Source organism: Pseudomonas sp. BGA-UO-ETr-WB11, assembly GCF_059567785.1.
On the sequence record NZ_JCAQOS010000007.1, the window covers coordinates 606005 to 619880 of the forward strand.

Here is a 13876-nt window from a genome sequence, read left to right on the forward strand (position 1 = left end):
GATGAAAATAAAATAAGACTTTAGAAACAATTGGATAGGAGATGTACCTTCCAGGATTTCTTCGGATAAAGCCAAAGTTTACTTACAGAAAAATGCTAATAAATAAAAGTTAAGGCGACATGGTGAAGTAAATCTTCCATAGAGCGTTCAACATTATGAGGTGCAGGGACAGTGAATCGCCCCTAGTTTCGTAGACACCTCCATGGCTCATAATGCGGTCCATTAGGAGATGCTATGAGCAACCCGCGTTACCCCGAAGAATTCAAAATCGAAGCAGTCACGCAGGTGACCGAGCGAGGTCTGCCGGTAGTTGACGGCAAGCCTAGTTGTCTGGGTGAAGCGCTACAGCAAGCCCCAAGAGGCATGCTGAACTATGACGTTTGCGCGCTGAACTTAAGCGTGTGACCGAAGAGCGAGAAATCCTTAAAAAGGCCGCAGCGTACTTTACCAAGGAGTTCGGCTGAAGTACGTCTTCATCAATCAGCTGTCAGCGGAATATGAAGTTCGCCGTCTGTGCCTGGCCTTGAAAGTACGTGCCAGAGGTTACTACGCCTGGTTGGCTGAGCCAAAGTCGGCACGAGCCAAGGATGAACAACGCCTGCTTGGCCTGATCAAGCACTCGGGCTAGAAAGCGGCGGTGTCTACGCTTACCGCCAAATCTATGACGACCTGCGTTAGCTTGGTGAGCAGTGAGGCAGACATCCTGTTGCTCGATTAATGCGACGGGAAGGGCTTCGCTCGCAGACAGGTTATCGGCGTCGGCCAGGTGCTACGGTGGAAAGCCTTCATTGGTTTCTCCAAATCATCTGGAGCGTCGATTCAATGTTACCGAGCCCAACAAGTTCTGGGTCACGGACATGACCTATATTCGCGCCTATAAGGGCTGGTTGCATTTGACTGTGGTGCTCGATCTGTTTTCGCAACAGGTAATCGGTTGGTCAATGAAGCCGTAGATGACTAGCGATATAGCTATTGATGTGTTGCTGATGGCGGTTTGGCGGCGTGAACCAAAGCAGGAAGTGATGATTCACTCAGATCAGGGTAGCCAGTTCAGTAGGGGCGACAGACAGAGTTTCCTGAAGGCCAACAACTTGTTTGTGAGCATGGGGCGGCGCGGTAACTGCCATGACAACGCTGTGGCAGAAAGCTTCTTCCAGTTACTGAAGCGGGAACGTATTAAGCGAAAGATATACAGTTGACTGGTTAAGTGAGTGCAATTTCTCACCAGTGCTTAAATTATCTGCAAGCAGGATTCTCTTGATAAGACTCGAACCATCAGACGGAATATCAGAAGTTTGCACGGCGCGTATAAGTTTAGATTCAGGTGCTGGGGGCTATTAAGAAGCACCATAGAGTAAACGTCTCCAAGCATAGATGCGTGCCCTATGCCTCTGCTTAAATTGATCATTGATCTCTGGCGAAATTGAGTTGTGACTATGGATGAGTTCCAGGTCAGCTGTCATTGCTAACTTAATATCGAAGCCACATTTGCCATCCAGCAGTTTTAGCATGAAGCCTCTTCGGCTTTTCCAGGAAGTGGGTCGTTTTAATCTGACAAGATTATGATATGCCGTTGCATTCAGAATAAATGAAGAAATCAAATAATCTTCTGGCTTCATCAATTGTTTAAGGTAAGGCGGCAAACCTAGCGGCAGAATATCATCAATAAATTTTTTAATTAGCGGAAGCGCGATATTTAAATGGTGCATATCCATGGCCAGCATGATCAGCGCATTATGGATGGCGTCGAATATAAGTTCAATGTTATCGGCCTGATTGGCATGCGCATCACGCAAAAACCAAGTTAGGCAGGCCAAAGCATCCAGATTTAACCTTCGGAGAATTTGATTGATACGTCTTTTTGAGAGCGGTTCAATATTCGCGGACGCGATGAGCAGATCATTTGGTTGTAAAACCAAAAATTGAATCTCTGGGGTGAGTCGGCGCAGAAAATCATCGCCTTCGAGCATCTGGGTGTTGGTGACGTCGAGCACTGACCAGAGCGGATGGTCAAGTGCTCGAGTCGAGCCAGGGGCGACGGATTCTACCTTTTTTAGCAGCGCACTCTGGGGCCGGTGTTGACCTCTTCGATACGCTGACCACTTGTTCGTGGTGAACTCGATAGTGCCTTTTGTCGTACGAGAAATAGCGTCCGGTTCAAATTTTTCCTGAAGTTGGCTGGGTATTTTTAGGCCCGCCCCCGTTCTCAGCGATTCGTACCAGTAACGAATGCTCAGCTCCTTAATTGGGATGTCCAGCGCGTCGAAACTGAGCAAATTTAATTCCCGCCGAAACTCAGCGAATTCTTCGTCTATATATTTTTGTTCTTTAAAAACAATCATTTGTGGCTATCTATGCAGTTTGGCCAGAGTAATAATACGCGATTATGGGGCCATGGACCAATACGGCTCGCGCCACTAACATGGCGTGACTACACGACACGGTGCACACCATGACTTCCCAACAAGATATTCAACTCCTGTCACTCGATCTGGAGCACCAATTGAGCGAGCGTTATGGCGCAATGCTCGGAAGCAAGGATCTATGGCGGGAATTAGGTTTCCCCAGTCCGAATGCCTTTAGGCAAGCGCTGACGCGCGGAACACTGGACGTTCCCGTATTCGAAGTGAGTAATAGGCGTGGACGCTTTGCGCTGGCCAAAGATGTGGCGAGTTGGATAGCCCGCCAGCGGCTGGGAATTGTTTCGTAAACTGACAGCATAATCGAAAGGGGGCATGGCACCCGTAACGGGAGGTTTTATGAATAGCTGCTGACGATAGTAATTAGCAGGGATATTAGATGCAAAAAAAGCCCAGGGGTGGAGCCCTGGGCCTTCGCGAAGACGTCAGAAAAAGGTTCCCCTGACCCTCCGGATTTTGCACATTTATCACGGTTGATGTCAAGTCAGCCGCCTGCCCGCATGACCAAAATTCACTAAACCGCGTCGACGCGAAACAACTCCGTAGTGTTGGGGCGTTGTCCTTCTCCCGTGCATACATGGCAGATTTGGGGTGAGAGCCCCGACTTCTTTTGTATCGTTGAACGCGAGGAGGGAAGCGCTATCCAGCTGGGAAATATGGGGCGTAGTCGAGCGCTTATCACGGCTAATTAAGTACTCAGCAGTTCAAGCTCGCTTGGCTGTTAAGTGTTTGTATTCAAGTCTTAAGTTGGAGGATTTGGAGTGGCTTCTTTAAAGTCAAAATTACGCGGGCACTTGATGGCCTCACATGGCACGCGTCGTAATACCAAGAATAATCTGTGGCTGGCGTACAGCGTGAAATCAGCAGCGGACATCACCCTCGCCAGCAATAACGAATGTATTTATTGGGCCAGCCGACTGGAGAGCAATCCCCAGATAAAATCGTTCCAATTCGGCTGCGAACTGAATGCTAAATATCCTTGGGAGGAGAAATTTAAAATCCGCGAGTTCATTGTCGTAGAGCCTGAGACCGGAGGGTATGAACTACATCAACTAATCACCGGGGACATCACCGAAACTCACTCTGAGGTGGAGGTTCGCGACCATCAGGGTGTACAGGAGAACGTACGCGTAACGTTGTTTAACACCAAAGGGATTGGGCAGCTTGCAATGCTGTCCACGCGCTGGCTGCAGGTGATGGCTTTCTCTAATCAAATAAGAAATGAAAAGTGTGCCACCGAATCTGATCAGGTCAATCTCCTCATCCGTGGTGGTCTTAAGGGCACTGTGGGAGGACTGCTCGATCGCACCCCGCATCATGAACCGATGAAGGTCCTTGGTGTAATTGCACAAGAAGCACTGTTTGGGACCATCACGCTGGATTTGGAAAACCAGTGTTTTGGGAGAAATACGCTCTGGTCAGTGAGATGAACTCTATGCGAACAAGGCGCCGGCGGTGTGAGGTAGAACAGTCCATTCGGTTGACCATGCCCTGGGAGGGGGTTTATGCGGAGGAGATGAGCAGTGAGGACCGCGACCTTTTTCAGCGAAGAAGGACAGCGATTTATTTGTACTTGGATGGCGAGCCCCAAAACCAAATCCGAGCAAGCACCAAAATATCAAACAGCGAGCTCCACCGCCTGATCAGGCGCTGTACCGAGCTCGCGGATGATGGATGCGTTTGGGGTGAGAGAGCGTTGATCCCACACTATCGAATCAATGCTTACACTCGCGTTGTGCCCATCGGTCAACACCTGCCAGAGCACAAATCTGGCTACGCCGGCGCGCTAGGCCAGTTATTCAAGAAATACCCTGTGTTATACGATTCATTGCTCGCCAAAATACTGAAGCTGGGAAAAAACAAACACTTAGAAGAATTTCGACCCAAACCTCAGACGCTGCAGAAGCTATTTATTGAGGAGTTAAAGGCGCTCAATCACCCCTTCACAGAGTGGCCATTCAATACAAAGTATCGAGGCAGTCGCTCAATTACCAGTTTTATGCAGAAGCAGTTGCATCATCATTTTGACAAAAATGTGTTGATCTATCATGAGGCAGGAGCCAAAGCGCACCTGTCCCTTGGTAGCGGAAAAGAAGCATTGATTAGGAGTGTCGAGGTATACGATGCTTGGGAAATCGATAGTCATAAAATTGATGCTGACTTTACCATCGGTATACCTAATGCAGACGGACTCTTTAGCTATATCAACCTAAAGCGATTGAATGTGCTCGCCTTAGTCGATCGGGCGTCCTCGGCGGTAATATGGTTTCTCGTCGTATATAGCTCGGAAGTGAGTGCCTCGGATGTAGTGCGCCTGATCAGCGAAAGCCTTCGCGCGCAACTACCAGTGCCCGAGAACAACGTGCTGGGTATGCACATCAAAGGTGATGCGGGTTTCCCCGGCGAGCGGATTCCAGAGCTGCGCCATGCTCTGCCTACTGTAGTGATGCCTGACAATGCACTCTCCAATTTGGCCGCCTCGGTGTCGCAGGAGTTGCGGCAGAAGTTAGGATTTTTCCTGAATTACGGCCCTCCTGGTCACTTCGAGTGCCGACCGAATGTCGAGCACACCTTCAAAAATATTGCTCAGAGCATTTTTCAGCGATTACCCAACACCACCGGGGCATCCCCGTTTAGCGGCAAGGCGGCTAACGGCGCAGCCATCGCGCGAACGTACAGAATGGAGGCAAGTATTGTAGAGGAATTGGCTTACCACCATTTCGCCCAACATAATGCATTGGAAAGCGAAGGAATTGGATTTCTAAGTCCCTTGGAGTTCATTAGACAGAAAATGTCTGCACACAATCAGCATGTTATTCCACGACGACTGTTGGACAGCCAGGTCAGCGCAATCACGCATTATCGAACTACCGTAAAAGTAAAAGTAAAATGTTATCTCAATAAGGGAGTTCGACCATTCATTAATCTGGACCGGGTGCGTTATAGCAATGACATATTACGAAAATCTCCGTGGCTAGCTAATACAGAAATCAACATTGAGCTTGATGAGCAGGATATGCGGGTAGTGCGAGCTTATTTTCCAGATGGCTCGCCAATTGGGATGTTACAGGCAGCAGGAAAATGGTCAAACACCAAGCATAGCCGTAAAACACGAAAAGCCATCAATCAATTGAAGGCGAAAAGGGCGTTAACGATCAGCGAACTTGACGATCCCGTTGAACATTACATACGGCACCTGCGTAATCAGGTGTTAGCCACCGATAGCGGAGCGGGCAAGTCACCGAAACAAGGGAGCACGCGAAGCGTCGCGTCCGAGCTCAATCGGATAAGCACAGAGGTTGCGAATGATCGTCCCGATTTGGTTGGAACTTTTCTTGGAATGGTAGAAACGGGGGGTACGGAACCACCAGCCATCAAGCAGCCTATTGTGAATGAGCCTAAATACAATTTGACGACCAACACGATTATTAAAACCGTTATGCCGTCAAAAATTCCGGATCTAAAGGGATTGATGAAAGATTTTTAAGTATGAGGAAGTACCTATGGAGTCGTTTGATCCACTTAACTTGGAACAGCGCGAAGCGTTGCTCAACTCTCACCCGTTACGGATTAAGAGGTTTACAACTTTAACGAAGACGATCGGTTTGACCTACGGCATGATTCGAGAGCAAATTTGGTTGGGCCGGCCTAGTGTATATTTTTATTCTACTCCTAGGATGGGTAAGACGCAGTGTGCTATGGCGATAGAGCACCTGATCGCTCAAGAGTTTCCTGACAAGTATGTGGTGCTAGTTTCCTGCGATGTCTCCGAAAGCGAGTCGGTGATCGAAACTATCTGCAAAGCGATTAATTTAATGCAGAAGACTCGTGAAAACTTGGCCAAGTTGCGAGGTCGATTGACGACGCATATCGCGTGCGAGCTGTCTTCGATACTCGGCAATCATTTCTTGTTGATTCTTGATGAGATGCAGGCGCTAGGCTTGGAGGACTACAAGCATTTGCAGGTCATCCAAAATGATCTCAAGATTAAGGGCATCACAACCACCACCGTAGGTTTCGCGCAATCCGATATCAACAGCAGGCACAGCAGCTTTCGCATCGCCAAGGAAGACGCGATTTTGGCCAGGTTTCTCAGTCAACGGATTGCCTTTGAAGGTTGCACCGATGAGGCTTGGCTACAGTCACTACTGCAGAACTTCGATGAGGATCTGTTCTACCCGCCCGACTCAGGATGTTCGTATAGTCGATTTTTCTTACCTCGTGCTTTCGCCCAAGGCTTTCGATTAAACAACTATGCGACATTAATTTATAAAGCAGCTAAACAAGCCGTAGGCGGGGCGTCCGTGCCGATTCCTATTGAGCACTTGTTTATTGCGATTGAATATATGCTAATCAGCTCGAGAAACAGCGATGCAGAAGATTTTGATCTGTCCTTCGAATCCATTCAGAACGCTATCATTGAATCGAACATGGTTGAATTCTCAAGTATATTTAAATAGGAAGGCGTGGTATGGGCAGCATCTTAACGTATCATCGGAAAATGGTCTACTTTGAATCGTCTTGGTTGATTTTCTTAAAAGCATTGATAGTTAATGATATTTCCTTCAGGGATTTTATTTCCCTTGTTGAGAGAGATAATATGCAAGTCCGTAGGGCGAATTCGCGATGGTGCGAAAGTCATCAGTTTAATCTGACGGCCTTACGTTTTGCTTTAGGCCTTTCTTCGCAGGCGGTCGACAATGCTTTTTTAGACAGGCTTTTGATGTCCAAATATTCTGCGCCCAAGGAGGTGGTGCGCCACTGTAATGAGTGTATAAAAAAATTATATCACTGCAGCCTATTTCAGCTTCCCTGGGTCACTCAGTGCCCGGTGCATAAGCTTAACTTGATCGAGTGCAGAGCCTGTTCCTCTATATTTCAAGACCTGAAATTGAAAAGGATACGCGCCAAGGATCGCTCTCGGTTGTGCTTTCACCTCTGGCCGTTTTTAGAGGGGCAATTTCCGGTACATAGGCTATCCGACGAGGAGTGTTCATTTTTTTATGTGTGGGGGGAATCGTTTGCTACATGGTTCCGTAAGGCTCGCGAAATTGGCACTGAGGATGTGTTGGGGATCATAGCTGTCCCGCTCTCTTCTAACTCGATCAAAAATTGTTTTGTTTATTTTCGCTATTTAGAAGGAAAGATAGGAGCCTCACCGCTGAGTATTGCTGCGCCAATGTATGATGTTTCAAGGCTATCCCTAGACTTCATGGATGAAACCAACAAATGGACGAGTAAATCCGATTTTGAGCAATTGATTTCGTGTTTTAAATCCCTTAGGCGCCAGATATATAAACGATGTGCTCGGCCACACCACCAATGCATCAATCAACTCAAAGGCTTGGGGTTGAATAATTACTACTCGCTGGACGGCAGTGTACGGTGCAGTTGCGCCATGGCTTATTACTCATGGCTAGTTTCGACGTTGAATCTTTACACAATGAAGGATATTAACGATAGAAGCATCAATCCTTATGCTCTCGATGGTAAATTTCACCAATATGCCAGTGGTCACTCAATTCAGAAAGTTTTACTTGAATCGTGGGCGATTTTTCATGATCTGTGGAGTATGTATGAGCTACATGATTGGGGGGATGAAGCGCAGTGGAATCTTGAGGTGCGTATCCGGTCTGGCCGCGATGTGGATGACTATCGACATTCGCTTTCGTTGCGCACAAGGCATGCAGCGACGCTCGAAGAAAAAAATCATTACTATATTTCCGGCAGTTTTTTGCTGCAGCAAAGCCTAGCAAGGTGCAGAGCAAGGCGAGGTAGAAGTTTGATTCTGGGACGTTTCCGGATACAAGACTCCGCCGGCCTAGCCAATGTGCCCAGAGTAACTCTCTTTGAATTAATAATTCCCGGCGCGAGCAAAAAGAGATATCTCTACATTTAGGAAATTTCTTAAGTTGCCACTGATTAAAAATCTATATATAAAAAATTAAAGCTCCTTTCTAGTTCTTGCTATTTTATTCCTTGCTGCTAATGCTATTTATTTGATGGGCGGGTGCAAACTCAATGAATGTGTTATTTGTTTTTAATGGTCGGTATTTTTAATTTCATGCATTTTCTTAATTCTAGGTTTGCTTCAGCGAGACTACCTGCCAAAGATGTTGCGTACAGTGTTTGCGCCGAGATAATTTTACGTAGCTCGACATTATCTGTATCTAAGGTGGATACGTGTTCTTGTATATATATCAGATTTGTTTGTGATTGAGTCAGTCGAGTATTTAGTGCGGCTATTTCGATGGTTTGTTGCTTAATATATTCTTGCTGGCAGGCTATTTCCTTCTGCAACAGCCTGGCTTCCGTTAGCAGTCGCTCGTTGTCGCGATTTAGCTGGGTGATGTCATCTTGCTTGACCATCAGCGCTTGCTGTAGTTGGCGAATTTCCATCTGGAGTTGTTGGGCTTTTGTCTCATTACGCCGCAGCTCCTGCTCGCGTTGTATCAACACTGCTTCGCGGTAGTGCTCCAGACCATCGCGAGCATGCTGGTGTTTCTCCTCCAGTGAGCGAATCTGCTCGTCACGATCAGCTAGACGTGTCATCAGATCTTGATTCGCCTGTAGCTGGCGTGCATTTTCAATCTGCGCCTGCTGAAGTTGCTGTACGGCTTGGTGATGAGCTTGGCGCTCCTCTTTTAACTGGTTCTCTAGGATCTCTGTGTCCAGTCCCTGTTGCTGGATACAGATTTCGGCCTGTCGTACTTTTTCGGCGTATTCGGTGCGCTCTTGGGTCCAGCGCTCATGGGCCTGAGTGACGGTCTCATTCGCTTCATCCTGTAGCTGCTCCGATAGTTGCGCCACGAACACTGTGAGCTGATCACTGAGAGGCTTGGCTGCGCTCAAGCGTCCAGCCTCAGCGGCTTCCAGCTCCTTTAGGTAGCGGTGAATAGTGGTTTTCGAGCCGGTATTGCCTAGCTCGATTCGCAGTGCATCAAGGCTTGGATTCTCACCTCGGACCAGCAGTGCTTGACGAGCTTGTTTAACCAATACCTTGTTAATGCCGCCACGTGCCATGGGGTTCTCTCCTACGATTTCGTACCAGCATACATACTATGTATTTACATACTGATTTATGCTTTATAAATTTTGTATTAATTCACAAGATAGAACGTGATAATTGAGGATTATCCCGTGTTATGATCATTTTTGATTTTTTTCACGGCGATTTCAGTACACCTGTCTAGGAGCCCCCCCCCCTACATGAGTGAATCGACCGAGCTAGATCGCTACCTGCGCGCCGCCACTCGTGAAAACACACGACGGGCTTACCGGGCTGCACTCGAGCATTACGAGGTGAGCTGGGGCGGTTTCCTGCCGGCCACCAGCGATAGCGTGGTGCGCTACTTGGTCGAGCATGCCAGCGTCCTTTCGACTAATACCCTCAAGCTGCGCCTCTCTGCGTTGGCCCAGTGGCACAACAGCCAAGGCTTCCCCGATCCAACTAAGGCGCCGCTGGTGCGCCAAGTTTTCCGTGGTATCCGCGCCCTGCATCCCACCCAAGAGAAGCAGGCCGAGCCTCTGCAACTCACGCATTTGGAACAGTGCGTGCTGTGGCTGGAGCTGGAAGGGCTGCGCGCTCGTGAAGTTGAGGACTTAGGTCTTTTGTTGCGCTGCTGGCGAGACCGGGCGCTGATCTTGCTGGGTTTTTGGCGAGCCTTCCGCAGCGACGAACTGTGCCGTCTGCAGGTTGAGCATGTTCAAGCGCGAGCCGGGGAGGGCATGACGCTTTTCCTATCGAGGAGTAAGGGTGACCGCGACAACCTTGGCACTACCTATTCAGCGCCGGCCTTGCAACGCCTCTGTCCGGTGCAGGCTTACCTAGAGTGGATATCGGTGGCGGGAATTGTTGGCGGGCCGGTGTTTCGTGGGATCAACCGCTGGGGACAATTAAAAGAAACCGCGCTGAATCACAACAGTGTGATTCCACTACTAAGGCAAACATTGCAGCGTGCCGGGCTAGACGGAGTGCAGTACAGCAGCCATTCATTGCGCCGTGGTTTTGCGACCTGGGCGACACGCAACGGCTGGGACCAAAAGTCCCTGATGAGTTATGTTGGCTGGAAGGACGCCAAATCTGCTTTGCGTTATGTCGAGGCGGGTGGGTTCTTTGCCGGATCTTTGCAGGCATCAATAGGGCGAGAGGTTCCGGCTATGGCTTTAGAGATTCAATCTGACTGAGTCAATACTAGGGCCGTAATTAGCTCACGCCTTTGCGCCTGGAAGGCATTTTAGGCTGGCGGCAGGATGCCGTCGAGTCTGTAAGTGCAGCATTTTGGCTTGCGACCCAAAATGCTGCGTGGCTAGAAAGTGTATCGGTGACTTTTCGATTACTTGGTGCGGTGATTTAAGGATTTTTTTATCGCTTTGATCAACGCATTTTCCGGATGCTCAGTTAACCGCATCTTTCAGTGTCTTCCCGGCTTTGAAACTTGGCAAGTTGGCTGCTGCTATCTTGAGTGTGGCACCTGTTTGCGGATTGCGTCCTTCGCGTGCAGCGCGGGCCTTTACTGCGAAGGTACCAAAGCCAACAAGGCTGACGCTATCTCCGATCTTCAGAGCAGAAGTTATGGTGCTGGTCATGGCATCTAGGGTACGAGCGGCAGTAGCCTTTGGCAGGTCAACAGCGGCCGCGATTGCTTCGATCAGTTCAGCTTTATTCATCTGGTGCTCCTTCAGTTTCTCGAAAAACGACAAGTATATGCTGTCTTTGTTTTGCCATTTCTGTCTTTGTGCGTACTGGGAAAACGCAGTGATCTGCACACCGGATTGGACTCGCTCTGAACATCCAATTGCATCGCAGATGAACATCGATTGCGCATGCCATGGCCCGCTTTGGCTGAAATGAGAAAGCCGTTCACAGGTGACCGGCTTTGGGGTTGCAATCGGCAGGTGCGTTAGCGCTCCTTGCCTTTGCGCTTACGCATTGATTCACCGCTCAACGACAGCATGAGCGTGCGGTGAACGATACGATCCAGAATGGCGTCGACGATGGTCGGATCACCAAACAGGTCGTAGCATTTCTCTGTCGGGAACTAGCTGGTCAACAACCGCGCACCATTCATCGACTGCCGATCAATGATTTTCAGCAGCGCAGGCCTAAGGTGCTTCTCGATTCCACCGATAACGCCAACAGACACAAAGCCTTCAATCATCTTATGGCTCGTGTGCAGATGAGAACACTTTCACAAATGATGTGAAAGCCTCTGAATCGTTACTTTGGCCGCTTGCGACACACCAAGTGATGGGATAGGTTCGCTGTTCAAACAACCGTTTATCTAACGGTGTCTGCGCAAAGGATTGCTAATGACAGATGAACACCCGGGAATGGGTGCAGCCCCCGCCGCGGATAGTGGTCTTGCCTGCCTGGTAATGCTTGCGCGTTTCCATAATGTCGCCGCATCACCCGAGCAACTCACCCATGAATACGCCGAAGATGGCCACTTGTTTGGCCGTGCAGAAATTCTGTTGGCGGCGAAAAAGCTAGGCCTCAAGGCTAAATCAGCGCGCAGTTCTCTCTCGCGACTCAGCCACACTCCACTGCCGGCTATTGCCAGTGATAGGGATGGCCGCTTCTTTATCATCGCCCGTCTGGATGAAGGTAAAGCCCTGATCCACGACCCCTTGGCACAGCGGCCTGAGGTGCTGAGCTTCGAGGAGCTGGAGACACGCTGGAACGGCGAACTGATTCTGTTGCGCTCCGAGGCCTCAATCGCCGGTGAACTGAGCAAGTTTGATTTCACCTGGTTCATTCCTGCCATCGTCAAGTACCGCAAGCTGCTCGGCGAGGTGCTGCTGGTTTCGTTTGTACTGAACATTTTTGCCTTGCTGACGCCTCTGTTCTTTCAGGTGGTGATGGACAAGGTGTTGGTCCATCGCGGCCTGTCCACATTGGATGTAATCGCCATCGGTCTGCTCGGCATCATGCTGTTCGAGACGGCCCTCAGCGGTCTGCGCAGCTATGTGTTTGCCCACACCGCCAGTCGTATTGATGTGGAACTGGGCTCACGGCTATTTCGCCATTTGGTGACCCTGCCGCTGGCCTATTTTCAGGCGCGCCGAGTCGGCGATTCGGTGGCGCGGGTACGTGAGCTGGAGAACATCCGCAGCTTCCTCACCGGCAACAGCATCACACTGATATTGGATGTGCTGTTCTCGGTGGTGTTTATCGCGGTGATGTTTGTCTACAGTGGTTGGTTGACACTGATCGTGCTGTTGTCGCTGCCACTGTATTTCGTGGTGTCGCTGTTGATCACCCCCGTACTTCGTGCTCGCCTCAACGAAAGCTTCAGTCGAGGCGCCGAGAATCAGGCTTTTTTGGTCGAGACGGTCAACGGCATTGACACTCTTAAGGCCATGGCGGTTGAGCCACAGATCACCCGTAAGTGGGACAACCAGTTGGCCGCTTATGTGGCTGCCGGCTTCAAGACGCAAACCCTGTCGACTATCGCCAATGAAAGCGTCGGTCTAATCGGCAAGCTAGTGACGGTCGCCACCTTGTGGATGGGCGCACGGCTGGTGATCGATGGCGACCTCAGCGTCGGCCAGCTGATTGCCTTCAACATGCTCGCCGGCCGGGTGTCGCAACCGATCATGCGCCTGGCCCAGTTATGGACTAATTTCCAGCAAACCGGCGTGTCGGTACAGCGTCTCGGCGACATTCTCAACAGCCGTACCGAGCTGTCGCAAGCCACCCGCAGTGCGTTGCCGCCAATCAAAGGGCAGATTGAATTCGATCAGGTGCATTTCCGTTATCGTGCTGACGGCTCTGAGGTCCTGCGCGGCGTCAGTCTGAGTATTCATGCCGGCGAGGTGATTGGTGTGGTCGGACGCTCCGGCTCTGGCAAAAGCACCCTAACGCGCCTGCTGCAACGCCTCTATACCCCGGAGCGCGGTCGCGTGCTAGTCGACGGCATGGATCTGGCGCTGGCGGATGTGTCGTCCTTGCGCCGGCAGATCGGCGTGGTGTTGCAAGACAACCTGCTCTTTGCTCGTAGCATCCGCGAGAACATTGCACTGAGTGATCCTGGTGCACCCATAGAGACAGTGATGCAGGCCGCCAAAATGGCCGGCGCTCACGAATTTATCCTCGAACTACCGGAAGGTTACGACACCGTAGTTGGTGAGCATGGCGCCTCGCTGTCGGGCGGCCAACGTCAGCGCATTGCCATCGCTCGGGCACTGATTGGCAACCCTCGGATCCTGATTTTTGACGAGGCTACCAGCGCGCTCGACTATGAGTCCGAGCGTATTATCCAGCAGAACATGAAGACCATCTGCCAGGGCCGTACAGTGATCATCATCGCGCACCGCCTCAGTGCCGTTCGCGAGGCCAATCGCATCGTCGTCATGGATCGCGGGCAGATCGTCGAGCAAGGCAGCCATGCCGAACTCCTTACCCACCAGGCCGGCCATTACGCCCGTCTGCACCGACTGCAGCAGGGTTAAGC

The 13876-nt window shown here is 50.2% G+C and carries 11 protein-coding genes and 2 pseudogenes; 9 read left to right on the forward strand and 4 right to left on the reverse strand.

Going from position 1 to position 13876, the window contains the following annotated elements:
* Positions 1 to 234: 234 nt before the first annotated feature.
* Positions 235 to 1199: pseudogene (locus tag AC56DI_RS13580) on the forward strand (IS3 family transposase).
* Between the two features lie 138 nt (positions 1200 to 1337).
* Here AC56DI_RS13580 and AC56DI_RS13585 read toward each other — a convergent pair.
* Positions 1338 to 2342, reverse strand: a complete 1005-nt coding sequence (locus AC56DI_RS13585; RefSeq protein ID WP_496346618.1) for a hypothetical protein — start codon at positions 2340 to 2342, stop codon at positions 1338 to 1340.
* Between the two features lie 110 nt (positions 2343 to 2452).
* Here AC56DI_RS13585 and AC56DI_RS13590 point away from each other — a divergent pair, with 110 nt between their 5' ends.
* From AC56DI_RS13590 to AC56DI_RS13610, 5 genes are all read left to right on the forward strand, one after another.
* Positions 2453 to 2710, forward strand: a complete 258-nt coding sequence (locus AC56DI_RS13590) for a hypothetical protein (RefSeq protein ID WP_496346619.1) — start codon at positions 2453 to 2455, stop codon at positions 2708 to 2710.
* Between the two features lie 471 nt (positions 2711 to 3181).
* Positions 3182 to 3850, forward strand: coding sequence for a hypothetical protein (locus AC56DI_RS13595; protein ID WP_496346620.1), 669 nt, complete (start codon positions 3182 to 3184; stop codon positions 3848 to 3850).
* Between the two features lie 86 nt (positions 3851 to 3936).
* Entirely contained in the window at positions 3937 to 5907 is a 1971-nt protein-coding gene (locus AC56DI_RS13600) for a hypothetical protein (RefSeq protein WP_496346621.1), read from the forward strand.
* A gap of 16 nt (positions 5908 to 5923) precedes the next feature.
* Entirely contained in the window at positions 5924 to 6880 is a 957-nt protein-coding gene (locus AC56DI_RS13605) for an ATP-binding protein (protein WP_496346622.1), read from the forward strand.
* Between the two features lie 11 nt (positions 6881 to 6891).
* Complete coding sequence (locus AC56DI_RS13610; RefSeq protein ID WP_496346623.1) at positions 6892 to 8319, forward strand: hypothetical protein; 1428 nt, start codon at positions 6892 to 6894, stop codon at positions 8317 to 8319.
* A 131-nt stretch (positions 8320 to 8450) separates the two neighbouring features.
* Here the strand turns inward: AC56DI_RS13610 and AC56DI_RS13615 are convergent, their stop codons facing one another.
* The gene (locus tag AC56DI_RS13615) at positions 8451 to 9443 is read right to left on the reverse strand and encodes a DNA-binding protein (RefSeq protein WP_496346624.1); all 993 of its coding nucleotides are present in this window, start codon (positions 9441 to 9443) and stop codon (positions 8451 to 8453) included.
* A gap of 186 nt (positions 9444 to 9629) precedes the next feature.
* On the opposite strand from AC56DI_RS13615, the gene AC56DI_RS13620 reads away from it, so the two are divergent.
* Positions 9630 to 10607 carry a site-specific integrase gene (locus AC56DI_RS13620; protein ID WP_496346625.1) on the forward strand — a complete coding sequence of 326 codons (978 nt, stop codon included), beginning with the start codon at positions 9630 to 9632 and terminating at the stop codon, positions 10605 to 10607.
* 210 nt (positions 10608 to 10817) lie between these two features.
* Here AC56DI_RS13620 and AC56DI_RS13625 read toward each other — a convergent pair whose 3' ends face one another.
* Positions 10818 to 11090 (reverse strand): HU family DNA-binding protein, encoded by a 273-nt coding sequence (locus AC56DI_RS13625; RefSeq protein WP_496346626.1) that lies wholly within the window; start codon positions 11088 to 11090, stop codon positions 10818 to 10820.
* A gap of 233 nt (positions 11091 to 11323) precedes the next feature.
* Positions 11324 to 11437, reverse strand: a pseudogene (locus tag AC56DI_RS13630) (ATP-binding protein); the annotation flags it as partial.
* Between AC56DI_RS13630 and AC56DI_RS13635 the strand changes: the two are divergent.
* Positions 11387 to 11626: a hypothetical protein gene (locus AC56DI_RS13635; protein WP_496346627.1), complete on the forward strand. Its 240-nt coding sequence runs from the start codon at positions 11387 to 11389 to the stop codon at positions 11624 to 11626. The pseudogene AC56DI_RS13630 and the gene AC56DI_RS13635 sit on opposite strands and share 51 nt — an antisense overlap.
* Before the next feature lie 106 nt (positions 11627 to 11732).
* The gene (locus AC56DI_RS13640) at positions 11733 to 13874 is read left to right on the forward strand and encodes a type I secretion system permease/ATPase (protein ID WP_496346628.1); all 2142 of its coding nucleotides are present in this window, start codon (positions 11733 to 11735) and stop codon (positions 13872 to 13874) included.
* Positions 13875 to 13876: the final 2 nt, after the last annotated feature.